21 protein-coding genes and 2 tRNA genes are annotated in these 24,748 nt (G+C 68.6%); 15 read left to right on the plus strand and 8 right to left on the minus strand.

The annotated features are described in order from the left end of the window. Window positions 1–63 precede the first annotated feature (63 nt). Window positions 64–528 carry an SSI family serine proteinase inhibitor gene (locus ACFYWY_RS05750; RefSeq protein WP_389180215.1) on the minus strand — a complete coding sequence of 155 codons (465 nt, stop codon included), beginning with the start codon at window positions 526–528 and terminating at the stop codon, window positions 64–66. Window positions 529–773: 245 nt separating this feature from the next. Here ACFYWY_RS05750 and ACFYWY_RS05755 point away from each other — a divergent pair. Continuing rightward, window positions 774–867, plus strand: a tRNA-Ser gene (locus ACFYWY_RS05755). 158 nt (window positions 868–1,025) lie between these two features. Then, window positions 1,026–1,098: transfer RNA gene (locus tag ACFYWY_RS05760), tRNA-Arg, on the plus strand. Between the two features lie 80 nt (window positions 1,099–1,178). Here the strand turns inward: ACFYWY_RS05760 and xerC are convergent. The 3 genes from xerC to ACFYWY_RS05775 are packed head-to-tail and all read right to left on the minus strand — an operon-like array spanning window position 1,179 to window position 4,122. After that, entirely contained in the window at window positions 1,179–2,453 is a 1,275-nt protein-coding gene (gene xerC / locus ACFYWY_RS05765; protein WP_389180218.1) for a tyrosine recombinase XerC, read from the minus strand. After that, window positions 2,453–2,656, minus strand: coding sequence for a helix-turn-helix domain-containing protein (locus ACFYWY_RS05770; protein WP_389180221.1), 204 nt, complete (start codon window positions 2,654–2,656; stop codon window positions 2,453–2,455). Before ACFYWY_RS05770 ends, xerC begins: the two co-directional genes overlap by 1 nt. Beyond that, window positions 2,653–4,122 carry a replication initiator gene (locus ACFYWY_RS05775; RefSeq protein ID WP_389180224.1) on the minus strand — a complete coding sequence of 490 codons (1,470 nt, stop codon included), beginning with the start codon at window positions 4,120–4,122 and terminating at the stop codon, window positions 2,653–2,655. Before ACFYWY_RS05775 ends, ACFYWY_RS05770 begins: the two co-directional genes overlap by 4 nt. A 118-nt stretch (window positions 4,123–4,240) precedes the next feature. Between ACFYWY_RS05775 and ACFYWY_RS05780 the strand changes: the two genes are divergently transcribed. Continuing rightward, window positions 4,241–5,197, plus strand: coding sequence for a GntR family transcriptional regulator (locus ACFYWY_RS05780; protein ID WP_389180227.1), 957 nt, complete (start codon window positions 4,241–4,243; stop codon window positions 5,195–5,197). Between the two features lie 990 nt (window positions 5,198–6,187). Then, window positions 6,188–6,610: a hypothetical protein gene (locus ACFYWY_RS05785; RefSeq protein WP_389180230.1), complete on the plus strand. Its 423-nt coding sequence runs from the start codon at window positions 6,188–6,190 to the stop codon at window positions 6,608–6,610. Window positions 6,611–6,984: 374 nt separating this feature from the next. On the opposite strand, the gene ACFYWY_RS05790 is transcribed toward ACFYWY_RS05785, so the two are convergent. Continuing rightward, window positions 6,985–7,560 (minus strand): hypothetical protein, encoded by a 576-nt coding sequence (locus tag ACFYWY_RS05790; protein ID WP_389180233.1) that lies wholly within the window; start codon window positions 7,558–7,560, stop codon window positions 6,985–6,987. Between the two features lie 1,021 nt (window positions 7,561–8,581). On the opposite strand from ACFYWY_RS05790, the gene ACFYWY_RS05795 reads away from it, so the two are divergent. Beyond that, window positions 8,582–9,223 carry a hypothetical protein gene (locus tag ACFYWY_RS05795; RefSeq protein WP_389180236.1) on the plus strand — a complete coding sequence of 214 codons (642 nt, stop codon included), beginning with the start codon at window positions 8,582–8,584 and terminating at the stop codon, window positions 9,221–9,223. A gap of 213 nt (window positions 9,224–9,436) precedes the next feature. Here the strand turns inward: ACFYWY_RS05795 and ACFYWY_RS05800 are convergent. Beyond that, a protein-coding gene (locus tag ACFYWY_RS05800; RefSeq protein ID WP_389180695.1) for an IS5 family transposase occupies window positions 9,437–10,221 on the minus strand; the annotation gives its coding sequence in 2 pieces (ribosomal slippage) (window positions 9,437–9,895 and window positions 9,898–10,221; 783 coding nt in all). A 307-nt stretch (window positions 10,222–10,528) separates the two neighbouring features. Further along, window positions 10,529–11,890, minus strand: coding sequence for a tetratricopeptide repeat protein (locus tag ACFYWY_RS05805; protein WP_389180239.1), 1,362 nt, complete (start codon window positions 11,888–11,890; stop codon window positions 10,529–10,531). A gap of 640 nt (window positions 11,891–12,530) precedes the next feature. Here ACFYWY_RS05805 and ACFYWY_RS05810 point away from each other — a divergent pair. Beyond that, on the plus strand, window positions 12,531–13,115 hold the full coding sequence (locus tag ACFYWY_RS05810) for a hypothetical protein (RefSeq protein WP_389180242.1): 585 nt from the start codon (window positions 12,531–12,533) through the stop codon (window positions 13,113–13,115). On the opposite strand, the gene ACFYWY_RS05815 is transcribed toward ACFYWY_RS05810, so the two are convergent. Continuing rightward, window positions 13,112–13,513 (minus strand): hypothetical protein, encoded by a 402-nt coding sequence (locus tag ACFYWY_RS05815; protein WP_389180245.1) that lies wholly within the window; start codon window positions 13,511–13,513, stop codon window positions 13,112–13,114. The two genes, ACFYWY_RS05810 and ACFYWY_RS05815, sit on opposite strands and share 4 nt — an antisense overlap. Before the next feature lie 369 nt (window positions 13,514–13,882). Between ACFYWY_RS05815 and ACFYWY_RS05820 the strand changes: the two genes are divergently transcribed. The 9 genes from ACFYWY_RS05820 (at window position 13,883) to ACFYWY_RS05860 (ending at window position 24,726) form a co-directional block, all read left to right on the plus strand. Further along, window positions 13,883–14,767 (plus strand): arginase family protein, encoded by an 885-nt coding sequence (locus ACFYWY_RS05820; protein WP_389180248.1) that lies wholly within the window; start codon window positions 13,883–13,885, stop codon window positions 14,765–14,767. A 28-nt stretch (window positions 14,768–14,795) separates the two neighbouring features. After that, on the plus strand, window positions 14,796–15,671 hold the full coding sequence (locus tag ACFYWY_RS05825; RefSeq protein WP_389180251.1) for a DUF2797 domain-containing protein: 876 nt from the start codon (window positions 14,796–14,798) through the stop codon (window positions 15,669–15,671). An 87-nt stretch (window positions 15,672–15,758) separates the two neighbouring features. Next, window positions 15,759–16,103 carry an antibiotic biosynthesis monooxygenase family protein gene (locus tag ACFYWY_RS05830; RefSeq protein ID WP_389180254.1) on the plus strand — a complete coding sequence of 115 codons (345 nt, stop codon included), beginning with the start codon at window positions 15,759–15,761 and terminating at the stop codon, window positions 16,101–16,103. After that, window positions 16,096–17,037: an amidohydrolase family protein gene (locus ACFYWY_RS05835; protein WP_389180257.1), complete on the plus strand. Its 942-nt coding sequence runs from the start codon at window positions 16,096–16,098 to the stop codon at window positions 17,035–17,037. The genes ACFYWY_RS05830 and ACFYWY_RS05835 overlap by 8 nt, the downstream gene beginning before the upstream one ends. Before the next feature lie 98 nt (window positions 17,038–17,135). Next, window positions 17,136–17,873 carry a response regulator transcription factor gene (locus tag ACFYWY_RS05840; protein WP_389180260.1) on the plus strand — a complete coding sequence of 246 codons (738 nt, stop codon included), beginning with the start codon at window positions 17,136–17,138 and terminating at the stop codon, window positions 17,871–17,873. Window positions 17,874–17,925: 52 nt separating this feature from the next. Continuing rightward, a complete protein-coding gene (locus tag ACFYWY_RS05845; RefSeq protein WP_389180697.1) occupies window positions 17,926–19,452 on the plus strand; it encodes a sensor histidine kinase in 1,527 nt (508 codons plus the stop codon). Between the two features lie 25 nt (window positions 19,453–19,477). Further along, entirely contained in the window at window positions 19,478–20,839 is a 1,362-nt protein-coding gene (locus ACFYWY_RS05850; protein WP_389180263.1) for a glycosyltransferase, read from the plus strand. Then, window positions 20,836–23,139 (plus strand): ArnT family glycosyltransferase, encoded by a 2,304-nt coding sequence (locus ACFYWY_RS05855; protein WP_389180266.1) that lies wholly within the window; start codon window positions 20,836–20,838, stop codon window positions 23,137–23,139. Before ACFYWY_RS05850 ends, ACFYWY_RS05855 begins: the two co-directional genes overlap by 4 nt. 72 nt (window positions 23,140–23,211) lie before the next feature. Beyond that, window positions 23,212–24,726 (plus strand): MFS transporter, encoded by a 1,515-nt coding sequence (locus tag ACFYWY_RS05860; RefSeq protein WP_389180269.1) that lies wholly within the window; start codon window positions 23,212–23,214, stop codon window positions 24,724–24,726. Window positions 24,727–24,748: the final 22 nt, after the last annotated feature.

Consider the following 24,748-nt stretch of genomic DNA (forward strand, 5'->3'; position numbering starts at 1 on the left):
GAGGGGCGGCGGATGAGGGGGAGCTCTCACCAAGGTTGTGTGCACATGGCGTACCCCTTGGGCCTATGACCTGGTGTTCGGCAGTACGGGCTCCATGGTCCGCCAGCGCGAGATTTCGCATCCGTTGGTCCGGCTGAAGGTGGCTTTCACGCGCTGCCCGTGCCAGGTGCCGGTGATGTGCGCGGTTTCGGGCCCGCCCATCTGCTGGGTGCACATTTGGTCCTTCGGCACTGGGGCGAACGGGTCCTTTCCGTTCTGCGCCAGCTGCTCCAGCCGGTCGCAGGCGGCCTGCGCGGAGGGGTGGGTCCCGCCCGCGGGCCCGCACTCCAGCTGGTACAGCCCATCGGTCCGCGCCCCGGTCCGGGAAACGGTCATGGTCAGCTGGTCCAAGGCCTGAGGCGACGCCGACGGCAGCGGGAGGGGCAGGGACAGGGGAAGCAGGGGCAGGGGCGAGGCCCCGGCGGCAGGCACGGCGGCGACCAGCGCAGCGACGGACGCGGTTGCGGTGAGGACGATGCGGCGCAGCATGGGAGCTCCTGGAGCTGAAGAGATCACGAGTCCTTCAGGGGCGTCGAGGCCCCGGCATCTCTAACGCTCCTTGAGCCCCGGCGTTGCGCAACCGGAAGTACGTTCTCCGGGGAACCCCCTCCGGGCCCCGCCGCCCGGACTTTGCTCTGTGGCCCGCGTGCCTAGTACCGTGGGCAGCGATTGGTGACACCCCGCTGGGCTGTGTCATCATCTGCACGCACCACTCGCGCCCGCGTGGGTGGGCTGGAGGCGTCGCCTAGTCCGGTCTATGGCGCCGCACTGCTAATGCGGTTTGGGTCTTAAAGCCCATCGAGGGTTCAAATCCCTCCGCCTCCGCCAGTTGATCACCGAAGCCCCCGCCGATGGCGGGGGCTTCGGTCGTTTCTGCGGTGTTTTCGCAGGTCAGGCTGGGTGCAGTTAACGGATTTCACCTGACGGCGCGGGTCATGTAATGTTGTTCCCGCAACGCCGACCAGGCACAAAAGCCCGGAACGCAAGCACTCGTAGCTTAACGGATAGAGCATCTGACTACGGATCAGAAGGTTGCAGGTTCGAATCCTGCCGAGTGCACAACAGGCCAGAGGCCCTGTCGAGAGATCGACAGGGCCTCTGGCTTTTGCCTTGACGGCGATGGTTGACGGCAACCGCTGCTAGATCGCGGCGATTACTCCAGCCGTGCCGTCATCGCCGTCCGGCCGGTTGCCGTCAATGCCTGCCAGCGCATCACTGACGCGGTCGAATGCGGCCCGCTGGGTGTCCAGCCGGACGAACGTGTAGACGTCCATGGTCACGCGGATCGAGCTGTGCCCGAGGACTTCCATGATCGTCCTAGCGTCGGCCCCTTGCTCGTGCAGCAGCGAGGCACAGGTGTGCCGAAGATCGTGGAAACGCACCTGACGGATGCCAGCGCGTCGACTCACGACCTCGAAGGCGCGGTTCAGGTTGCGCGGCTCTATCGGTGTTCCGTTGCGAGTCGTGAAGACCAGATCGGTTGTCGTCCACTGGTCCCCGCGTGCCAGGCGGTCAGCGTGCTGTTGAGCGCGGCGAGCACGCAGCGCGGTCACGCACTCGGCGGGCAGCGGCACACGGCGCGTGGAGCGAGCCGTCTTCGTGGCCGCCCGCACCAGCTCACCGCTGACCCTCTGGAGACTCTGCCGAATGTGGATCACACCGTCATGAAGATCCACGTCCTTCCACCGAAGGCCGAGCACTTCGCCCCGTCGCAGGCCCAGCCGTACGGCCAGCTCGTACACAGCCCACAGCCTGTCTCCCCGCGCCGTAGCCAGCAGCTTGCGTCCCTCTGCCACCGACAGCGGTTCGATCTCCCGTCGTGTCCCTGTGCTCAGCTCGACGTTCCGAGCGACGTTCCGCGGTAGCTCGTCCTCCCGTACGGCGTGCTGGAGCGCCGACCGCAGGAGCACCAGGAGGAAGCGCACCGTTCGATCCGATGGGTACTTCTCGCAGCACTCTCCGACGGCACAGCACCGCCGCTTGCGCTCAGGCCGCTTCTTGTCCTTCTCCAGCGCGCAGCACTGGCAGGTGCGTGCGACCTGGCCGAGGAACGCACGGATGTCGCGGGCAGCGAGACGGACGACCTTCTTCTTGCCGATGCCCGGGACGATGTAGTTCCGCACTAAGGATTCGTAATTGACCCAAGTCACCCGGCGCACCTTCGGTTTCGACACATGCTCCAGCCAGTACGCCAGATACTCGGCGACCGTCTGTTTCATGACCGATACGGGAACGCCGCTCTGTGAATCGGCCTTGAGGCGGGTCAGTTTCTCGTGTGCGTCGTCCCACGTCTTGCCGTAGACGCTGCGCCTCTTGTACGTGCCGTCTGAGGTGAGGACGTATGCCGTTCCTTCCCACCTACCGTCCTTCCGCTGGTAGATAGTGCTTTCGCCGTTCGCGTTCTTCTTCGCCATTACGAACTCTCCAGGTCTGACAGGCGGGTGATGTAGTCGTGCAGTGCGCTTTCAGTGATCCGTCGGCATCGGCCGATCGTCACGGAGGCCAGCTCCCGCGAGCGGATCAGGTTGTAGACCGTCCAACGGCTGACCTGGAGGTGAGAGGCCACTTGGTCGACAGTGAGCAGTACGGGTGGTCGCGTGCGTCCAAGTTCGGTCATTCACCCCACCATTCGTCCTCAACTTCCAGAGCGGCGATTTCCTCGCGGGCGATGGCCCGGTTTTCAGCGATGTCATCCCGGATCCTCTTTGCGATCGTCTCTTCCGTCTCACTCGCGTAGCCGATGCCTGCGAAGACCAGTTCGCTGACTGTGACGAGTTCTCCGGAAATGCCGAGCCGCTGCCGGGTCTGTTCGCTGCGGAAGTCCGCGCGTGTCTGCCGGAGAGCGGTCATGGTGGTGCTGTACCGGCGGCTCTTAGTCGAGAAGTGGCCGCCATAGCCGAATTGGTGGGCCCAGCGACGCAGATTCAAGGCGCGGTATTCGGGCAGGCCGCCGAGTCGCCAAGCGGTGCCGACCATGGCCCGCGCGTGTTGCGGCATACGCAGGGTGCCGAGATCCACGCGCAGTCCCGAGCCCTTGCAGCGGGCACAGAGTCCGGCGAAGCCCGACCCTTTGCAGCGCTTGCAGTACAGGGGCCGATCCACGGTTCCTGTGCACTCCGCCGCTTTGGTCACGTACTTGGCGATGTACGCCGCCACGTGGTCAGTGCTCCGGCCGTTGCTCTCCTCGTTGGGCGGGACGAGGCTCGGGATGGGCTGCACATCCGTCTGTGCGCCGAGGCCGAGTTCCCACTGGCCTATGGAGCCCTCAAGGGTCGTCAGCCGTACCCGTGGAACTGAGCTGCGCACCCCGTCATCGATCAGGTCGAAGTCGGCCCAGGTGGGCAGCGGAGCCGCATCGTCAGTCGGGTCGAGACGAACCACACCGTGGAAGTGGATCAGTCCGCGCTGTTGGTACTCCGCGACCTTGATGAATGAGACCCGTATGCGCCGGGTGAATTCAGCACAGGTGAGACCGGCCGCCCGCGGTAACTCCTGGCGGCGCATCACATCGGTGAAGCGATGCCACAGCGGACCGGCGTGCGCGTTCCACAGCACTGCGCCCGGGTAGTCGTAACAGCCCCCGCAGAGGGGTTGGCCGACGAGCGGGTCACCGGAGTCGTGCCGAGCCCAGCAGGCGAGCGGATGCCCGTGATCGCACGACTCGTCGCCGCGCCGAGGATGGCAGGGCCGATCTGGCGACACCGTGTGCACCGGGCCGAACGACGGGGCGGTGAGTGTCACGAAGGCCCGCGGGTGTCCTGAGACCGACTCCGCGACTCCCTTGCCGCCGACCAGCCCCGCTTTGACCAGGTGCCACGTGTCCCACTGGTAGAGCCGCGAACAGGGGGCGCACCACTCCTTGCGCCGGTTGCCGCACGGCACCATCAATCGGTGCCGGCCATCGTCGCCCAGCTCGTGGACGACCTCACCCGTTGCCGAGTCGACCAGGCGAACGCTCCCGCTCAGGTGGACCGGGTGTGCGCACCCCTGGATCCGCCTTACCCCCTCCTCCCAATCCTTGTAGTCCGGCGCGGTCATCCGCTCGAAGAACCGGGCCAGTTCTGTCCACTCCGCCGGGCTCATGTCTGCCGGGCGACTCCCTAAGTCAACACGTACTACGTCTTGTTGCACATGGACACGCTAGCACGAGACGTGCTACGTGTTGTAGGTCGTTTCGTATCGTCAACCTGGAGAGCGTGTGATGACAGAGGAAGAGCGGAACCAGCCCGCATGGCGTCTGATCGCGGACGCACTGCGCTCCGACGTGGCTGACGAGGTGTACCCGCCGGGCAGCCCTCTGCCGGGAGAGAGCCAACTTGCCGAGCGCTACGACGTATCCCGCCCCACAGTGCGTCGAGCGATCAACGTCCTTGTCGGGGAAGGTCTGCTGCATGTCGCCCATGGCCGGGGCACGTTCGTCAGGGCCCGCCCCGAGCGACGAGTCATCCTGATCAACGGCGAGGAAGTGGCCGACCTGCTCGCCGAGGACTACGACCCGTCAGTGCAGGGGTGGCTGAGGGGTGAGCATGCTCAGGCGGTGGCGCTGCGCAGGTCCGGCGTCGATGCTCGCGAAGCCGTGATCACCAAGGCGAGCAGGAGTGACGCAGAAGCCCTGAACATCCGCACCGGCGCGTGGATCCTCCACCGGTACCAGTACTGGCGGCACCGCACGCTGCACCAGACGGTCTCCGTCACGTCAGCCATCCCTGCCCACCTGGTTGGCCTGATGCGTGCGCCGAAGCCGGAGGAGCCCGCGGACCTTTGGGAGAAGGCCGGTGAACCTGACGACCCGTACGCCGTCAGGGCGCATCAGGGTGACGACGAGCCGTACGACGTCGACGACGACCAGGAGTCCGAGGAAGGAACCCTGGTTCGGTGGACTCCTTTCGAGCGGCTGGTGGAACGGCACGGGCCGATCGGCTTCAGCACGACCGTGACCGCACGCATGCCCTTCGGTGACGAGCCCGGCGATCTAGACGTGTCCAGCGGCACTCCCGTCCTCGATGTCCGCCGGACGATGGTGGACAGCCATGGCCGACCCCTGGAAGTCACCACGATCACGGCACCGTCGGATCGCTTCGAAGTCGCCAGCGCACCACAGTGGTTGGCCACGGCCCGCAGCACGGGGGGAGAGTCCGCCACGGTGCTCACCGTGTAGGTCCCGCAAATTTTCTTTACAAGGTCAAGGCGGCTCGCTCCGCTCGCCGCGCGCTCCCCGGCTCACCGCCGGGGCCCGACGCTCCTGTCTTCGCCCCGCTCGGGGCCCCGGCTACGCCGGTCGCGCGACAAGAGCGAGCACCATGACGAGGTACAAGAAGGCCGGCGGGGGCTGGGGCCGGTCGGTTCCACGGCTTTAGGCAGCCACCATGGGGCGAGCCTCTAAGATCATGGCCCCAGATCGGGCTATTGCGGGCAGGCGAGGTGCTGCCCGATTCGCGGCCAGCGTAAGGGGCCATGATCACTCGCCCCATGGCAGCTCCCGCCCAAAGCCGCTACACCGACCTCCGCTGTACCGTCTCCGCAGACGATCACGGGGAGGGGACAAGATGACGGGTCATCTCGAATTCAGTTGGGAACTGAGCGGGTCCGGTTGGGCAACGGGCCGTATTGCGGACGGCTCTTCGGAGCGGAGGGACTCTGTCAGCTACTGCACGGACGCTCTTGCCGACTTGCTGCATGGTGTGGCGGGTCTCTACGGACCCACCACCGTCCAACGGGTCTCCTTCGACCTCGAGCCAGCCGAAGTGAGATGGGTTCTCCGAGGCCGTGGCTCGAACGTTGACATCGCGATCTACCAGTTCCCTGACATGTTCGCGAGCTTCGATGTGCCGGACGACGAAGGCGCGCTCTCCTGGAGTTCCACACAAACCCGCAGCGGTCTTGGCCACGTCGTCACGGAGGCTGCGCAGGCGCTCTTACGGCAGCACGGAGAGGACGGTTACCGAGAAAAGTGGGGGCGGTACCCATTCCCCGTCGCTGCTCTTCAGGATCTCCGGCGCCTCCATCTGCGAGATGACGAGTGCCAGCGCGAGCATGACATGTCACCCAGTTAGAGCCTCTCTTATGGATCACGCCCAAAGCGGCTCGCTGTTGGTGACCCCCTATGCTGCGCCACTGATCGAACGGTTCGGATGGGAAGGCATCAGACTTGGGCGGCAACGCGTGGTGGCAGACAGGCCCGTATCAGCATGATCTGACGGCGGCATTCCGGCAGGCCCAGGAGCAGGAACTGGCGAGGGACAACTACGGTTTCGAGGGCCGGACCATAGAAGAGCTGTGGCAGGACGAGGAGTGGAAGGAGTACATCCTCACCGGTGGCACCGGCACGGTGCTGGACCTCGTCCATATCGTGGACCCCGCTTGTACCGAGTGGGGTCCCTTCATGCGGCCGTTGACCGTCGGTGAGGTGCGGGCCTGGGCTCCCAGCGGTCGGCCCACCCGCGCCGAGTGGATCGATGCCCTGGAAACCGAGCGGCTGCCCTACCCCGGACGCGCCTGCGGGAACTGCACGGTGCTCTACCGCGCCCGTCAGCCCACGGAGATCGGCTACTGGGGGGTCACCGCAGATTAGTGGTGACCGTGCCCGTGGGGTGCCCGATCGGAGGGCACCCCACGGGGAACCACGGGGAAGAGCAGCGAGTCGTCCGCGATCGTGCAGGTCAGCGTCATGCCAGGTCAGGCACCGGGCCCATAGGGGATCTTCCAACCTCGTGCTCCGTATGCCTTGTGCCGGCGCTTGACTGGGCCATTGAGACTCCACCGCCCTCAACGGTCAATGGCACCCGGCCTTGGCCGCCATCGCGCCCAGCCCTCCTTGACCTGGGGGACGTACGGGCGGAGCGTGGAATACGCGACATGAATGTGTGCGTGGTGAGGGCGTCGCCCGCATCGAGCCGGGGTCAGGACGACGGCGTCTCTTCGGTCCGGAACGACCACCCTGTGCGATCACAATCCAGGGGAGGAATCAGAGCCGGTCAGGAACCTGTCATGGACCCTACAGAAGTAATGAAACTGGGAGTCGACGGTCTGAAGAACACCACGTTGACTCCCAATGATGTGGCGCAACTGAGCCTGGAGCAGTTGCAGAAGCTCGCCGCGCGGGCTGACAGAGCCGTCCTCCAGCCAAAGGCGGATATTCAGACCTTTACGACTCAGCTGAACACGTACGGGCCGAGGCTGAGCCGGCTGAATGCCCAGATGGACGGCATCAGGTACGAACCCGGCCGGGAGGTGTGGAAGTCGTTGCTCGAGCGTCGCATCGACCAGGTCAGTCCCCTCGTCGACGACGCGCGCTATGCGCTCGACATTCACAAGCGCCAGTTCGAGACGGCTTCGGTCAACCGCGTGCAGGTGCAGAATGCACTGCAGCTGCGTCAAGGGGTGGTCGAGGCGGCCCAGAGCGGGGGCGGCGCGGCAACGAATCGCCTGGCAGCGCTCTGGCAGGGTTTCCGCAACGAGATAGGTGCCGAGTTCAACTGGATCAGAATTCAGGCGGGCAGAGCGGCCGACAAGCTGGCGCAACTGTGGCACTCGGCCCGGAACGGCGTGGCCTACGGCCTCGGTATGGCCGCCGCCACCGTCAGGACCGGTTTCACCTATGCGAGAGTCGGGCTGGGCGTCGCGAGAGCCGCCATGGCCGCCATACCGGGCGGGGTCCTCGTTGCGGTCGGTGTGACCGCGGCGTTGGCCCTCGGAGCGTGGGCGTGGAGCTCGTACACCAAACCCGCCCCGAGTGAGCCGACCGTGCCCGTCGTGCCGAACGAGGAGGTCGTACGGCCCGAGGACCCGCCCGAGCCCGGGTACGATCCCCAGGCTCCGCCTCCGGGGGAGCTCCCGGCGCCGCCGGAGGGGCAGGTCCCAGGGGAGCGATTCGTTGAGCGGCCTCCTGGTGAGGGGCCTGTCGCGCCGCCTCCCGGTGAGGTGCCTGCTGAGCGGCCCCCAGGTGAGGCACCCCAGCCTGGGGAGGCGCCACCTGAGGAAGCCCCGGCCAACCCTCCGGGGGAACCCCAGGCACCACCGCCGCCGGCCGAGGATGAGCCGGCGAAGCCACCCAACAAGCCCCCGGAGAAGCCGGTGCCTCCGCCGGCCGAGGATGAGCCGGCGAAGCCACCCAACAAGCCCCCGGAGAAGCCGGTGCCTCCGCCTGCCCATGAGGAACCGGCGAAGCCACCCAACAAGCCCCCGGAGAAGCCGGTGCCTCCGCCTGCCCATGAGGAACCGGCGAAGCCACCGCCCCCACCGCCGCCGGCGGAGCAACCAGAGGCGCCCCCACCGGCGGAGCCCCCACCGCCGCCGGCGGAGCAACCAGAGGCGCCCCCACCGGCGGAGCCCCCACCGCCCGCAGAGCCTCCGGCGCCCCCTGCCGAACCCCCGGCACCCCAGGCGCCTTAGACGCCATTTCAGTTGGTGTGATCTTGCGGCCGTTTGGGGCAATGACGGCTGCGCTTGTGCACGGCGACCGCGTCCGCGGCCCAGCCGCATCCTCCGCCTCCCTCTGCCAACAGGCCACACCTAGGCGGGTGTTGGCCGATATCCTCTGGAGGTGACCTTCTCGGAGCAGCTCTGGTTGGTTCTCATTCAGTCAACTTCGACTGCCTTGCTCGTCACGGTCCTTGGGAGCGTCGCCGTAACAAGCTGGACGGCCCGGCGTGAGCGCGGCCGGGCAGCCTTCGAGACTCGAACCAAGCTCCTCGACGACATCGCCCGGGTCGGCCAGGGCACGTATGTGTTCATGCAGCACACCCGCCGGCAGATCCTCCGCGCCTCAGGCGAATCCGACAGACGAGAGGTGCTACGGGCGCTAGATCAACGCTTTCTCGACTTTTCCGTCGAAGCCGCCCAAATTCAGACCCTAATTGGTGCGAGGTTCGGCGTAGAGCGGGCAGTACCTCCTCAGGATCACACGGAACTGCCGCCGTTCCTGCGATGGCACCAAGTCCACGACCTGCTTGCCCTGTACTACTATAATTTGAAGGAAGATTTTCCCGGCATCGTCTTGGCTGAGACCTCTCGCGGTCACGGCGGCAACTACCACTCCGGCCTCGACCTCGGCACCTACGCTGACAAGAACAACCTTGATGGCGAGAAGTTGCGCCGTATGCGCGTCGACATCCGTACCACATACGACGAGGCAATGATTGATCTCGCGCGCGGCATCATGACCAGCTCGATCGCAGGCATGTGATGCTGCCTGCGAAATGCGCGACGCTCACGCTGACCCCGCAGGCTGTCGCGTGATGCTGGCACGTCGGCAGTCACCAGCCCTGCTCGTAGCAATCGGGGGGATGAGAATGGCGAGGTCGCGTATTCGAGCGCCGCAGATTCACCGACCCCCAGGGATGCAACAGGCATAGACCGTCACAGGAGCGGAGGCTGCGACGCGAAATAGGAGGCCATCTCAGTTGGCGATTCTGCGGTGGCATATGAGAGTGGCGGCGATGGCTGCGAAGGCGAGGAAGTGTTCGGACTTGCGCTCGTAGCGGCGGTGCAGCCGTCGGCAACCTGATAGCCAGGACACGGTTCGTTCCACGACCCAGCGATGCCGACCCATGCGGTGGGAGGACTCGATGCCCTTGCGGGCGATGCGGTGCTGGATGCCGCGGGAGGACAGCCAACGCCGCAGGTGCTGGTAGTCATAGCCCTTGTCCGCGTGGAGTTTGCCGGGACGTCGGCGTCGGCGGCCGCGACGTGAGCGGACGGGCGGGATACCACGGACCAGCGGGATGAGGGCTTGACTGTCATGGAGGTTCGCGGCTGAGATGCCGATCGACAGGGGAAGGCCACTGCGATCGACAATGAGGTGGATTTTCGATCCGCTCTTGCCACGGTCGGTCGGATTCGGTCCCGTCAGCGGCCCCCTTTGAGGGCACGGATGCTGACCGAGTCGATCGCGCATCGTGACCAGTCCAGCTCGCCTCGGGAGCCGAGTTCGTCGAGGACCAGGCGGTGGAGTTTGGCCCACACCCTGGCCGCGGACCACTCGGTGAACCGACGAAAGGCGGTCACTCCCGACAATCCGAAGCCCGGAGGCAGTTGGTTCCAAGTGCACCCTGAGGTGGCCACGAAGATGATCGCGGCCAACACCTCGCGGTCACCTCGTCGGCGTCGTCCCCCTCCCTGCGGCCGTTCCGGAGCCGGCGGAACCACCCGCTGAAATAGCTCCCACAGGTCCTCCGGCGCCATCCGCTCGACAAACGCAGCAGTCACCGCCTCAGAGTGCCGCAAGATCACGCCAACTGAAATGGCGTCTTAGCGGTCGGTGTCGCGCGAACAATCGATTACATGGTCAGGCCGATGCACCTGGAGCTGATGCGCGTGCGTCCGCTTCACGCAGCGCAAACCCTGCGCAAACACCAGCTGGTAGGTGCTGCACTGCCACAGGGTTGCTGACCTGGAACGATCAGTCGGAGGGCTGCGCCAGGCTTACAAAGCAGCCCTCTACGTGCGTCGTGATGTCGCGGTATCGCCGTCGTCGCCGCGAGTGCGGACGTCAACCCGTACCCGCCCTTGGGCAGTTGACCAGCGCAGAGGGCGCGACAGTGCGGGCCCGGTCGTGGAGGTCTCGGGCTGCAGCAGTCTTCAAGTGGGGGCGAATCAGGCTGAACATGGTCTTCACGCGGTCATCAGCACGGCCGGACTGGACCATGGGGTAGTCGTCTAGGGCCAGGTTCCAGGTAGCGCAGGCCGCTTCCAGGTGGCCGATCTCCAGTTGCCGCTCAGCCAGTAGGCCGCGCCGCTGAACCCGAGTGCGCCGATAGACACTAGGGCGGAGCTCGTCCGCTTGCTGCATGGCATCGACGGCCCCGGCCTTGTCGCCGAGTTCGTACCGGACTTGGCTGACGTGGTAGTTGAGCGAAGACGGGTCATACGAGCCGAATGCCTTTCCGCGAGACTCGGCGCGGTCCATAGCCGCTTCAGCTTCACGGATATGGCGTAGCGCGCTCGTGCGGTCTCCGGTCTGGGCGGAAGCGTGGGCCTGCTGGCCGACGAGGAAGGCGAGCATACGCGGCCCAGCTTTCGGGGCGGCGGCGGCAGCTGCGTCGGCCAGTTCCATGGCCTTGGCTCCGTGGCGCAGGTCCACGGCTTGCACGCTCATACCGCGCAGCGTCGTGCAGTACGTGAGGTGATCCTCAGCCGCACCGGCCAACTCCAGGGCCTTGACGTAGTAGCGCTGCGCGAGTCCGTGCAGCCCTTCGTCCACCGCCATGTACCCCGTGAGATACAGCAGGTCGGAGGCTGCGGAAAGCATCGCTTGGCGTACGTGCCCGGGGGCATCGGCCCGCAGGTACGCGGCGACCGTGTTGACCATGAACGCCGCTGCCATGGGGCGTGCGTGGCGGCCGCCGAACTGGTCGTCCAGTTCTGAGACCCGCTCGGTCATGGCGATGACCATGTCCACCTCGTTCATGCCGATGCGGGAGGTTCGGCCGGTCTGAACGGCTTCAGCGCGGCCGACGACTTCGGGCCAGCCGGGGATGGTCAGGGCGACGGAGAAGAGACCGGCGCCAAGGATGCTCCTTCGTGAAGGGTCCATGTCCTGCCTCCCCAGGTCGATCAGCCCTTCAACGGTATCCGCAGCCGTGAGGGAGTGATCAGTGGGAGTTGGCAGGCCCGCCTCGGCGTGCGTGACGGGGCGGCCGAGCCGTCGAGACAGGGCTTCGAGAATGCAGGTCCGGACCGACTTGCGGGGAGTGGTCCCGTCGAGCCAGTGGCTCACTGCGGATTCGTCGTAACGGAGCGGGAAGCCGGTCTCGGTGCCGACGCGGTTCACCGCACGCGCGAACTGGCGGTACGTCCAACGGCTCTCAGTCAGCAGCCGGGCAAGCGCCACGTTCGGTAAACGCTGTGCCATGACCTCAACTCCCGGTGCTCTTACGAACTTTCAAAGCTTTCAAGTCCCGACGTTGCTGCAACGGTACCGCTGTGCGTGGTCGGGCGGTTGCGTAGAGGCAGGAGATCGGCGAGACGCTCGTCGTAGTCGTCCACAAGGGGCTGAGGTATGGGAAGCGAAGCGCGGGCACTGCTCGCCCAGTTGACCGAGGAACGCGGAGCCGGCGGAGTGCTGAGAATCGACACGACGAAGGGGCTGGACTTGCCCCCGGGGTCGATGGCTTACCCGCCGTGCCAGTGTCCGCAACACCGCGCCGCGAAGGCGTCAACGGGCGGCACCGCCGTGGGGGACCAGGTGCGAGCAGCGAACGCACAGAGCGGGGGCGAGTCGCAGTGAGGCGATTAGCGGTCTGCATCAGCCTTTACGCCGGACCGGTTCTCATCATCGCTATTTCAGGGTCGGTCGGCTTCGTCCTCGGTGTGGCTTTGGCCAGCCCGACCACATGAACCCCTCTCTGGCCGCGGGAGGTGTTTCTTCGAAGCGGCCAGGGAGGTCTCACCGCCATCTGCATGGCGACAGAGCCCCGCCCGGTGCCCCGTATGACGGCGGTCGGCATCCGGACGGGTTCACCGAAGCACCCCAACCGAAGGAGAGTGCAGCAGTGTCCGCAACGTTAGTACGCCCCGCCCCTGAGCGGGTCGCGGAGCGCGCCCGGGAAATCGTGAGGATCATCGAGGCGGACCCGGAGTTCGCCCGGCTGCGCACCGCGTGCGCGAAGTACGACGAGGACTGGCAGAGCTTCACCGGCTACGCCCTGGTGGACGGCTTCGATGTGGAGGCGGACACCGTGCCGCTCTTCCCCGAGGCGCTTCGGGCCATGGCCATCAAGTCGGCCGTGTACGAGATGACCGATGGCGATGAGCAGGCCGCCGAGATTCCCGTCTCCGTCCCTGTGGACGAGATGATCCACGCCCTCGTGGCGCAGTTCACCGTGCTCAGCCGCGTCCAAGAGCGGACCGGAATCAGGTTCGTCCACGCCACCGATCGTGAGCAGATCGGCGGTTGGGATCACGGTGACTACACGCACCAGGTCTATCGAGCCGCCTGGGGGCCGCTGAACGAGCGGTTCTGGATCGGCAAGGCGGAGACGGTGAAGCGAAAGGCTGTCGTGGTCGCGAAGTACGAGCCGCTGGGCATCTTTGAGGGCGGCCGCAGGTTCGCCCCCGGCTTTGCCACCGCCGATTAGTTGAGCGCGCGGCGCAGCACCTGGAGTACATCCACCTCAGGGAAGGCCTGCGGGATCTCCTGGGTGGCTTGCTCGATAAGCAGTTCGAGCACTCCGGGTGCTGCGCTGTGCATCACCTCGTACAGGTACGCGTCCAGCTTGGCCGGGCTGTCCGGCAACCGCAGCTCCACTGCGAAGGGCACGCCCTCGGTCTTGTACCGGCCAGGCGGCAGGCCGACCTTCTCCGGGTGTACGCAAACGGGCACGCCAGCCGATGTGTACCGGTGCCCATCCTCAGGGTTGAACGGGCAGTCGGCGGAGGGACGCTCGAACACATCGAACTCGCCCAGCGGGAAGCGGCGTGAGGGGCAGATGCCGCACGACGGGTGTTCGCCCCCGGTGACGAAAGCCTCAGGCATGGGCCGCAGGGTAGCGCTGATGCCGCGGTCCCCACGAACGCCGCGGCCAGTGCTTTGGAGGAGGCGGTGGCACGGATCGGACAGACGTCCGGGCGACCCAAGAATGACGGCAACGCTGACGGCAACGACGGCACACACAGACTGCCGAGGGCTTACCTTGGCGAGCAGATCAGGAGGCCGCCGGGGTCCCTAGCGGGGGGTTGCCCGATCCTACGGATCAGAAGGTTGCAGGTTCGAATCCTGCCGAGTGCACACAGCTCAGAGGCCCCCGGAGAAATCCGGGGGCCTCTTGCGTTGCCCGTACCCCCCGTCGCCCGTCCCCGGTCGCGCCCTCGGCTTTGACCGCCCATCATCGACAGCGACCTGAGCGTGGGTACGACGAAGGGGTTCGGGGTGCGAGAGCCGGCGATCATCGAGGCGCCGTCCGTCCTCGGGCTGCGGCCGTCCGGGGTTGAGGAACTGCCCGCGGCTCTGGTCGGGGCCGGGCTCGTGGACCGGCTCGGGGCGGTGCGGGTGGGGCGGGTTGAGGCGGCGGCGTACGACCCGGAGCGGGACCCGGAGACCGGGGTGCTCAATCCGGGTGGCATCGCGGATTACTCCGTACGGCTGGCGGACGCTGTGGGCGGGGTCCTCGATCGCGGGCTCTTCCCCGTCGTCCTCGGCGGGGACTGCAGCATCCTGCTCGGCAATCTCCTCGCGCTGCGCCGCCGGGGGCGTTACGGCCTGCTGTTCCTCGACGGGCACACCGACTTCTACCAGCCGGCCGCGGAGCCGACCGGTGAAGTGGCGTCGATGGAGCTCGCCCTGGCGACCGGGCGCGGGCCGCGGGCGTTGGCCGATATCGAAGGTCTCGGGCCGCTGGTGCGGGACGAGGACGTCGTCGCTCTCGGGTTCCGGGACTCCGAGGAGTCCGCGGCGGCCGGGATGCAGCCGCTGCCGGAGCGGCTGCATGCCGTCGGCCTTGACGCGGTGCGTGCGGTGGGGGCTGCCGCGGCGGCGCGGCAGGCCGTCGGGCGGCTCGGCGAATACTGGGTGCACCTCGATGTCGACGTGCTGGACGACGCGCTCATGCCTGCTGTCGACTATCGCCTGCCCGGTGGGCTGAGCTGGGCGGAGCTGGAGAGCGTGCTGCGGACGGCGCTGGGCGACGAGCGGGCCGTCGGCCTGGATGTGACGATCTTCAATCCCCGCCTCGACCCCGACGGAACCATCGCCGCTCGCCTCGTCGAGTGCCTGTGCCGAGGGCTCGGGTAGCGTCCCGCGTAGTCGGGCGGAGGTGTGTATGGCGTGGCGGTGCGCCGGGCTCAGCTGGCCGCGCGGGGCGCGGACGGCCGTACTCGCGTGGGAAGGCGGGCGGGTCAGCCCGCTGACCCTTGGGAAGGATCTGGGGTTCCGGGCGGAAGGGCAGCGGCGGTGTATCGGGGCGCGCGGGAATCCCTGTCCCCTGGTGGCCGTCGTGAGCGGGCGGGCGACAGGGGCGCGGTGTGCGGAGTGTGCGCGGCTGGACCGGGCGCACTCGGTGGCCGCCGACACCATCGCCGACGACCCGCGGACGTACCGCGTGTATCTGGCCTGGTTCGGGCCGGGGATGGTGAAGGTCGGGATCACCGCGGAGGAGCGGGGGCCCGCGCGGCTGCTTGAGCAGGGGGCCGTGGTCTTCAGCTGGCTCGGGCGCGGACCGCTGATGGCGGCGCGGCGAACCGAGGAGTTGCTGCGCAGTGCGCTGGGTGTGCCGGACCGGATTCCGTACGCGGACAAACGGGCGGTCCGGGCCGCGCTGCCGGGGGCCGCCGAGCGGGCCGCGGAGGTCGAGGAGCTGCACCGGCGTGCGGTCGGGCTTTCCGGGTGGGCGGAGTCGCTGGAGCGCATCGGCTTCGAGGCCGTCGACCACGCCGGGGTGTTCGGCCTGGACGGGCTGCCGGCCGCGACCGGGGTGGTGCGCGAGCTGGTGGACGGCGGGGTGGTCGCCGGGCGGCTGGTGGCGGCAGCCGGGCCCGATCTGCATCTGCGGACCGTGGGGGAGAAGGGGCTTGTCGTACTCGATACGAGGCTGATGACCGGGTGGGCACTCGTCGGGTCCGACTCGGGGGCGGAGGTGACGGTGCCGCTCGCCGGCCTGGGCTCCGCGCCAGGCTCGGTGCAGGACGGGCTCTTCTGACCGGATGGTCAAGTGTTGGATCCCGTTTGGATCCCTTACGGCAATGAGGGTGGACACCTCGCTGACCGGGCACGGAAGGTGGGCGTCATGAGCATCGAAAGCATCAGGCCTGTCCCGGCACATGAACCGCCCTACTACACGGTGGTGTTCACCTCCGTTCAGACCGAGCGGCCCGAGGGTTATGGGGAGACCGCCGAGCGGATGAAGGAACTGGTGCAGGAGGTCCCCGGCTTCCTGGGATACGAATCGGCGCGCAGCCCCGGCGGACTCGCGATCTCCGTCGGCTACTTCAGGGACGAGGAATCCATAGCCGCCTGGCAGCGGAATCTGGAGCACCGGGCCGCGCAGAAGCGCGGACGCGCCGAGTGGTACGAGAGCTACAGCGTCCATGTCGGCAGGGTCGAGCGGAGTTATGGCTTTGAGCGTGAGTGAAGGCAACGAGACCGTGGACGGGGTTGCGGACGAGGCAGCTGACGAGACCGCGGACGTCAGGGAGTTCTGGACGCGGCTCGGACTGCCCGGGCTCGTCGACGTACACACCCACTTCATGCCGGAGCAGGTCCTCAGGAAAGTGTGGGCCTACTTCGACGCCGTCGGGCCGCTGACCGGCATGGAGTGGCCGATCACCTACCGGCACGAGGAGGAGCAACGGGTCGCGCTGCTACGCGACTTCGGGGTCCGCTCCTTCACCTCGATGCTCTATCCGCACAAGGCGGGCATGGCCGAGTGGCTCAACGGCTGGGCCGCGGACTTCGCCGTCCGCACACCCGAGTGCCTGCAGACCGCGACCCTCTTCCCCGAGGAGGGAGTCTCGCGGTACGCGGGCGAAGCCGTCGAGCGCGGCGCCCGGATCTTCAAGGCGCACCTCCAGGTCGGCGCGTACGACCCCAACGACGCGCTGCTCGATCCCGTGTGGGGGCTGCTCGCCGATGCCCGCGTCCCGGTGGTGATGCACTGCGGGTCCGGGCCGGTGCCCGGCAAGCACACCGGGCCCGAGCCGGTGGGGCGGCTGCTCGCGCGGCATCCGCGGCTGCGGCTGGTCGTGGCGCACATGGGGATGCCGGAGTACGCCGACTTCCTCGATCTCGCGGAGCGGTACGGGGAGGTCCACCTCGACACGACGATGGCCTTCACGGACTTCAGCGAGCGCTTCGCGCCCTTCCCCGAGCGGGAGAAGGGGCGGCTGCTGGAACTGACGGACCGGATTCTGCTCGGGACCGACTTCCCCAACATTCCGTATCCGTACGCCCATCAGCTGCGGGCGCTCGAACGGCTAGGCCTCGGGGACGGCTGGCTGCGGGCGGTCTGCCACGACAACGGAGCGCGGCTCTTCGCCCTGCCGACCGCTCCCGCCCCCTCCTCCTAGCGCTTCCCCAGCGCTTCCCCGGTCCTTCCCAGCGCTTTCTCAGGGAATTCACAGGGAAGGGCAAGGGCCCTCTCAGGGCGAGGTCGCAGGGTACGAGCATGACCGCGACCTCGCCCCAGGGGCGTACCGAAATGCTCAGGCCGGACGGCAGCCCCGTCCGGGTGCTCGTCGTGGACGACGAGGCGGCGTTGAGCGAGCTGCTGTCGATGGCCCTGCGCTATGAGGGCTGGGAGGTGCGCAGCGCCGGGGACGGCGCGGGCGCGGTGCGTTCGGCGCGCGACTTCCGGCCGGACGCGGTGGTGCTCGATGTGATGCTGCCCGACATGGACGGGCTCGCGGTGCTCGGACGGCTGCGGCGCGAACTGCCCCAGGTGCCGGTGCTCTTCCTGACCGCCAGGGACTCGGTCGAGGACCGGATCGCGGGGCTGACGGCGGGCGGCGACGACTATGTCACCAAGCCGTTCTCGCTGGAAGAGGTCGTGGCCAGGCTGCGCGGGCTGATCCGGCGGTCAGGGACGGCGGCCGTACGAAGTGAATCCCTGCTGGCGGTCGGGGACTTGACGCTCGACGAGGACAGCCACGAGGTGAACCGGGGCGGGAAGTCGATCCATCTGACGGCGACCGAGTTCGAGCTGCTGCGCTTTTTGATGCGCAATCCGCGGCGGGTGCTCAGCAAGGCGCAGATCCTCGACCGGGTGTGGTCCTACGACTTCGGCGGACAGGCCAATGTCGTCGAGCTGTATGTCTCGTATCTGCGGAAGAAGATCGACGCGGGCCGTGCCCCGATGATCCACACCCGGCGCGGGGCCGGTTATCTGATCAAGCCCGGTGAGTAGGATCCGGAGCCGCCGGTGGTCGCTGCGGACCCGGCTTGTGGTCTCCGCGGTGATGCTGATCGCGGTGGTGGCGGCGGTGATCGGCGCGGTCACGACCATCGCGTTCGACAGCTATATGTACGGGAAGCTCGACGACCAGCTGCGCAGCATCGCCGTACGGGCCGATCCGCCCAAGGGGCTGCCGGGGCCGGGCGGCATCGAACGGATGGACCAGCCGCTGGAGTTCATCGGCGGCGGCGGTCAGCCCTTCGGCACGGTCGGCGTCGTGGTCTCCGACGGCGGTGCGGTGACCGAGTCCAGGAGGACCGTCGAGGACACCACGAGCGGGCAGCGCCGGGACAGCTCGGTACCGCTCACCGAAGCGCAGAACGACAAGCTCGCCGCGGTGGCACGCGACGGGCAGGTGCACAGCGTCGAGCTGCCTGGCCTGGGCGGCTACCGGGCGGTGTCCAAAACCACCGAGGCCGGTCTCCATGTCCTCGTCGCGATCCCGTCGAGCGAGGTCGAGGACGCCCTGAGCACGCTGATCGTCGTAGAGGTCTGTGTCGCGGGCGCCGGTCTCATCGCCGCCGGGATCGCGGGCACCGTCCTGGTCGGGGTCGCGCTGCGGCCGCTGCGTTGGGTCGCCGCGACCGCGACGCGGGTCTCCGAACTGCCGCTGCACAGCGGCGAGGTGGCCCTGCACGAGCGGGTCCCGGACGCCGAGGCCGATCCGCGGACCGAGGTCGGACAGGTCGGCGCGGCGCTCAACCGGATGCTCGACCATGTGCACTCCGCGCTGCACGCGCGGCAGGCGAGCGAGACGCGGGTACGGCAGTTCGTCGCGGACGCCAGCCATGAGCTGCGTACACCGCTGGCTTCGATACGCGGCTACGCCGAACTCACCCGGCGCGGCCGGGAGCACGTCGGCGCGGACACCCGGCATGCTCTCGGGCGTATTGAGGCGGAGGCGACCCGGATGACGGGCCTGGTGGAGGATCTGCTGCTGCTCGCCCGTCTCGACGCCGGACGCCCGCTCTCGTACCAGAGCACTGATCTCTCACCGCTGGTCGTGGACGCGGTCAGCGACGCGCGGGCGGCGGGCCAGGACCACAAGTGGCGGCTCGAGCTGCCGGTCGAGCCCGCGGCGGTACGGGGCGACGGCGCCCGGCTTCATCAGGTGCTGGTCAATCTGTTGGGGAACGCCCGTACCCACACACCGCCCGGTACGACCGTCACCGCCCGCGTGTGGTGCGGCGATGTCGCCGGTGCGGGCCCGACGGTGGTGCTGGAGGTCGAGGACGACGGGCCCGGCATCCCGCCCCAGCTGCTCCCGCACGTCTTCGAACGGTTCGCGCGCGGCGACGCGTCCAGGTCCCGGCATGCCGGGTCCACCGGTCTGGGCCTCGCGATCGTGCAGGCGGTGGTGGCCGCGCACGGCGGCACGGTGGGCGTGCGGTCCGAGCCGGGGCGCACGGTCGTCGGCGTACACCTGCCCGCGGAGGGTGCCGTCGGCGCGCTCCTGCCGACGGACCGTGCGGCGCCCCGGGCTCCCGCGTACGACTCACAGACGGGGCACAGGCACATCACACAGCCGTGACAGCGCTCCCGCCGAGTGTCGTTCCATGCGAACCGACACCCCAAGGGGGACTCTCCCGGCCCGGGAGCATCTGCTCGCCGGCTCGGCCGACCTGCCCGTACTCGACGTGGTGATCCCGGTCTACAACGAGGAGGACGACCTCGAGCGGTGTGTGCGCAGGTTGCACGACCACCTGGTGCGGACCTTCCCGTACGGCTTCCGGATCACCGTCGCGGACAACGCGAGCACGGACAGCACGCCAGAGGTGGCCGCAAGGCTCGAACGCTCGATCGCCGAGGTACGGGCGTACCGGCTGGAGCAGAAGGGCCGCGGGCGTGCGCTGCGCACCGTGTGGTCGCACTCCGACGCCCCCGTACTCGCCTATATGGACGTGGACCTGTCCACCGACCTCAACGCCCTGCTGCCGCTGGTCGCGCCGCTGATCTCCGGGCACTCGGATCTCGCTGTCGGGTCGCGGCTCGCGCGCTCGTCGCGGGTGGTGCGCGGCCCGAAGCGGGAGTTCATCTCGCGCGCCTACAACCTGATTCTCAAGTCGTCGCTGGCGGCCCGGTTCTCCGACGCGCAGTGCGGATTCAAGGCCATACGGCGGGAGGTGGCCGAGCGGCTGCTGCCGATGGTCGAGGACACCGGATGGTTCTTCGACACCGAGCTGCTGGTGCTGGCCGAGCGCGCCGGGCTGCGTATCCACGAGGTGCCGGTGGACTGGGTCGACGACCCCGACTCGACGGTGCACATCGTGAGCACGGCGACTGAGGACCTCAAGGGTGTGTGGCGGGTGGGCCGGGCGCTGGCGGTCGGCGCGCTGCCGCTGGACCGCCTCGCGCGGCCCTTCGGCGACGATCCGCGGGACAGGCAGCTGACCGGAGTGCCGGGCGGACTTGCCCGGCAGCTGGTCGGTTTCTGTGTGGTCGGCGCGCTCTCGACCCTGCTGTATCTGCTCCTGTACTCGGTCTTCCGGGCGGGGGCCGGGCCTCAAGTCGCCAACGCGGGCGCGCTGTTGCTGTCCGCCGTCGCGAACACGGCCGCGAACCGGCGGCTCACCTTCGGGGTGCGCGGCCGGGACCGGGCCGTACGCCATCAGGCCCAGGGCCTGGTCGTGTTCGGCATCGGTCTCGCCCTGACCAGCGGCTCGCTGACGGCCCTGGACGCGGCCGCCGGGAACCCGTCCCACGGCACGGAGCTGGCAGTCCTGATCGCCGCGAATCTGGCGGCGACGGTGCTGCGGTTCCTGCTCTTCCGGGCGTGGGTCTTCCCCGACCGGCGCGGTGAAGCGCCCGTGACGGGCGGCCCCGGCGCACCCGACGCCCCTCACGGCGGCACGAACGCGCAGCTGCACTCCATGCCCCTCGATGACGACACGATCACGATGACGAGGAATCGACGATGACCACGCAACACGACCGATACCAGGGCAGGCAGCCGAGCGGTGCCGCCGCCGTGGACGCCGCGGCAGCCGGCGGGGAGCCTGTCGCCGTGGCTCCGCCCGTCCGGGCGGAGCCCTCGGCCCCCGCGACGCGCGGACGACAGCGTTCCGCGTCGCCGTTCGCGCGCTGGTGGCGGGGACGGGCCGAGGACGCCCGCTGGGTGCGCCCCGCCTTCCTCGCGCTGCTTGCCGCCACGGCGCTCCTCTACGTCTACAACCTGAGCGCGTCCGGCTACGCCAACTCCTTCTACTCCGCGGCGGCCCAGGCCGGCAGCGAGAGCTGGAAGGCCTTCTTCTTCGGCTCGTCCGACGCCGCGAACTCCATCACCGTCGACAAGCCCCCGGCCGCGCTGTGGCCGATGGCTCTGTCCGTACGGCTCTTCGGGCTCGGCTCCTGGCAGATCCTGCTGCCCGAGGTGCTGATGGGCATCGCCACGGTGGGCGTGCTGTACGGGGCCGTACGCCGGCGCTTCACGCCCGCCGCCGGGCTGATCGCCGGCGTGGTGCTCGCCGTGACGCCCGTCGCCGCGCTGATGTTCCGCTTCAACAACCCGGACGCGCTGCTGGCGCTGCTGATGACGGTGACGGTGTACTGCGTGCTGCGCGCCCTCGAAGGCGCGCGGACGAAGTGGCTTGTCTGGGCGGGCGTCGCGGTCGGTTTCGCGTTCCTGACGAAGACGCTCCAGGCGTTCCTGATCCTGCCTCCGCTGGCGCTGGTGTACGCGGTGTGCGCACCGACGACGCTACGGCGACGGCTCGGCCAACTCGCCCTCGCCGGACTCACGACGGTCGTCGCGGGCGGCTGGTGGGTGGCGATCGTCGAGCTGTGGCCCGCCTCCTCGCGTCCGTACATCGGCGGCTCGCAGAACAACAGCTTCCTGGAGCTGACCTTCGGCTACAACGGCCTCGGCCGGATCAACGGCAACGAGACCGGCAGCGTCGGAGGCGGCGGTGGCGGGGCCCGTGGCGGTGGCGGCGGTGGCGGCTGGGGCGAGACCGGCATCGACCGGATGTTCGGCGGGAACATCGGCGGCCAGATCTCCTGGCTGCTGCCCGCCGCGCTGCTGCTGCTCATCGCCGGGCTCGTCGTCACCTGGCGCGCCGGGGGTACCTCCCAGGCCGGCAGGCTCTGGGGGAGAACTGACAGTGCGCGGGCGGCGTTCCTGGTCTGGGGCAGCTCGCTGCTGATGACCGCGGGGATCTTCAGCTTCATGGCCGGGATCTTCCACGAGTACTACACGGTGGCGCTGGCGCCGTACATCGCCGCGCTCGTCGGCATGGGCGCCACGGTGCTGTGGGAGGAACGGCGTTCCTTCTTGGCGTCGGCGGCGCTCGGCGGCACGGTCGCGGTGACGGCGTACTGGTCGTACATCCTCCTTGGCCGGAGCACGGACTATCTGCCGTGGCTGCGGTGGGCGGTGCTGATCGGCGGTGTGGCGGCCGCGGCCGGCCTGCTGCTCGCGGGGCGGCTCGGCCGCCGACTGGCGCTCGGCGCGGTGGTGTTGGGGCTTGCGGCGTCGGTAGCGGGGCCGGTCGCGTACTCCCTCACGACGGTGAGCGAAGGGCACGCGGGCTCGATCGTGACGGCGGGGCCGGCGGTGGCGGGAGGCCGCGGTGGTCCGGGCGGTGGTCGTCCGGGCGGCGGTGACGACGGGGTTGGCGGCCGGATGCAGCCGCCCGGCCAGGCTCAGGGCCAGGGGCAAGGTCAGGGGCAGGGCCAGGCACAGGGCCAGGGCCAGGCTCAGGGGCAGAACCAGCAGGGTGGTCGCGGCGGCGGCATGGGCCAGCCCCCGGCCGGCGGCGGGCAGCAGGGCCAAGGCCAGGGTCAGGGCCAGGGGCAGATGCCCGGCGGGTCGCCGGGCGGCGGCCAGGCCGGCGAGCGCGGCATGGGCGGCGGCATGGGCGGTCTCCTCAACGGCGCGAACGTCAACTCCCAGGTCGAGGCCGAGCTGACGCAGAACGCCGACGACTACACCTGGGCCGCCGCGGCCATCGGCTCCCAGAACGCGGCCAGTTACCAGCTCGCCACCGAGAAGCCGGTGATGGCGATCGGCGGCTTCAACGGCAGTGACCCGTCCCCGACCCTCGCGCAGTTCAAGCAGTACGTCGCGGACGGCAGGATCCACTACTTCATCGCGAGCGGTGGTCAGGGCGGCGGGCCCGGCGGCGACTCCGGCTCCGGGATCACCTCCTGGGTCGAGTCCACCTTCACCAAGGTCACCGTCGACGGCACGACCCTCTACGACCTGACTGACGAGAAGTAGTCCTATACGGCGTACGAGAATCCCTTGTACGGTGTACGAGACCGAGTCCCGTACACCGTACAAGGAGCGTTCATGACGGCGACGACCGCCGAGACCGACCCGGTCCACACGGGCCCCTCGAGCCATCCGCAGCGCTGGCTCATCCTCGGCGTCATCTGTCTCGCCCAGCTCACGGTGCTGCTCGACAACACCGTCCTCAGCGTCGCGATCCCCTCCCTCACCAGGGAGCTCGACGCCTCCACCGCCGACATCCAGTGGATGATCAACGCGTACTCGCTGGTCCAGTCGGGACTGCTGCTCACCGCGGGCAACGCCTCCGACCGCTACGGCCGCAAGAAGATGCTGCTCTCCGGTCTCGCGCTGTTCGGCGCCGGCTCGCTCGCCGCAGGGCTCGCCCAGTCCACGACGCAGCTGATCGCCGCCCGCGCGGGCATGGGCGTCGGCGGCGCGCTGCTGATGACCACGACGCTCGCGGTCGTCGTGCAGATCTTCGACGACACGGAGCGGGTCAAGGCCATCGGCCTCTGGTCCACCGTCAACTCCCTCGGCTTCGCGGCCGGTCCGCTGATCGGCGGGGTCATGCTCGACCACTTCTGGTGGGGCGCCATCTTCCTGATCAACATCCCGGTGGCGGCGATCGCCCTGTGCGCGGTCGTCGCGCTCGTACCGGAGTCCAAGAATCCGCAGGGCGACCGCCCGGACCTGCTCGGTGCGCTGCTCTCCACGGTCGGCATGACCGCGGTCGTGTACGCGATCATCTCCGGGCCCGCGCACGGCTGGACCTCCACGCAGGTCCTGGCATCGGCCGCGATCGGCGTTCTGGTCCTCGGGGTCTTCGTGCTGTGGGAGCTGCGCATCCCTCACCCCATGCTGGACATGCACTTCTTCCGCAACCAGCGCTTCATCGGGGCGGTCGCGGGTGCGATCCTCGTCGCCTTCGGCATGGGCGGCTCGCTCTTCCTGCTCACCCAGCACCTGCAATTCGTTCTCGGATATGGGCCATTGGACGCGGGTCTGCGCACAGCGCCGCTCGCGCTGACCGTCATCGCCCTGAACCTGACCGGCGTGGGAGCGCGACTGCTGCCGAAGCTCGGCACGCCCGGGACGATCGCCGTCGGAATGGCGCTGGTGGCGGCGGGCCTCGCAACGATCGCGCTGCTCGGCGGGGATGCGTACTCCGGCATGCTGCTCGGACTTGTCGTGATGGGGGCGGGCGTCGCGCTCTCGATGCCGGCGATGGCCAACGCGATCATGAGCGCGATCCCGCCTGCGAGGGCGGGGGTGGGCGCGGGCATCAACGGCACGCTCGCCGAGTTCGGCAACGGGCTGGGCGTGGCCGTCCTGGGCGCCGTGCTCAACTCCCGCTTCGGCGCGCTCGCAGGGACGGTGGTGGGCGCGGCCTCGCTGCCCGCGGCGCTGGCGGCCGCGGGCGACGCCGGTGAGCGGAAGCGGATCTCGGACGCCTTCGCCTCCGGGGTCGAGACGAGTCAGCTGGTCGGGGCGGTGGCGGTGCTGGCCGGTGGGCTGCTGGCCGCGATGCTGCTGCGGCGGGCGGACCGGGCAGAATCACCCAGGGCGGCGGAATAGCATCGGGGCGGGGGCCAACCGA

Source organism: Streptomyces sp. NPDC002870 (genome assembly GCF_042888505.1).
GTDB lineage: Bacteria > Actinomycetota > Actinomycetes > Streptomycetales > Streptomycetaceae > Streptomyces.

Coding starts and splice junctions, on each gene's coding strand:
- ACFYWY_RS05750 (WP_389180215.1), bottom strand. CDS start 528: ATGCTGCGCCGCATCGTCCTCACCGCAACCGCGTCCGTCGCTGCGCTG.
- xerC (WP_389180218.1), bottom strand. CDS start 2,453: ATGGCGAAGAAGAACGCGAACGGCGAAAGCACTATCTACCAGCGGAAG.
- ACFYWY_RS05770 (WP_389180221.1), bottom strand. CDS start 2,656: ATGACCGAACTTGGACGCACGCGACCACCCGTACTGCTCACTGTCGAC.
- ACFYWY_RS05775 (WP_389180224.1), bottom strand. CDS start 4,122: ATGAGCCCGGCGGAGTGGACAGAACTGGCCCGGTTCTTCGAGCGGATG.
- ACFYWY_RS05780 (WP_389180227.1), top strand. CDS start 4,241: ATGACAGAGGAAGAGCGGAACCAGCCCGCATGGCGTCTGATCGCGGAC.
- ACFYWY_RS05805 (WP_389180239.1), bottom strand. CDS start 11,890: ATGGCACAGCGTTTACCGAACGTGGCGCTTGCCCGGCTGCTGACTGAG.
- ACFYWY_RS05815 (WP_389180245.1), bottom strand. CDS start 13,513: ATGCCTGAGGCTTTCGTCACCGGGGGCGAACACCCGTCGTGCGGCATC.
- ACFYWY_RS05825 (WP_389180251.1), top strand. CDS start 14,796: ATGGCGTGGCGGTGCGCCGGGCTCAGCTGGCCGCGCGGGGCGCGGACG.
- ACFYWY_RS05830 (WP_389180254.1), top strand. CDS start 15,759: ATGAGCATCGAAAGCATCAGGCCTGTCCCGGCACATGAACCGCCCTAC.
- ACFYWY_RS05840 (WP_389180260.1), top strand. CDS start 17,136: ATGACCGCGACCTCGCCCCAGGGGCGTACCGAAATGCTCAGGCCGGAC.
- ACFYWY_RS05845 (WP_389180697.1), top strand. CDS start 17,926: ATGCTGATCGCGGTGGTGGCGGCGGTGATCGGCGCGGTCACGACCATC.
- ACFYWY_RS05850 (WP_389180263.1), top strand. CDS start 19,478: ATGCGAACCGACACCCCAAGGGGGACTCTCCCGGCCCGGGAGCATCTG.
- ACFYWY_RS05855 (WP_389180266.1), top strand. CDS start 20,836: ATGACCACGCAACACGACCGATACCAGGGCAGGCAGCCGAGCGGTGCC.
- ACFYWY_RS05860 (WP_389180269.1), top strand. CDS start 23,212: ATGACGGCGACGACCGCCGAGACCGACCCGGTCCACACGGGCCCCTCG.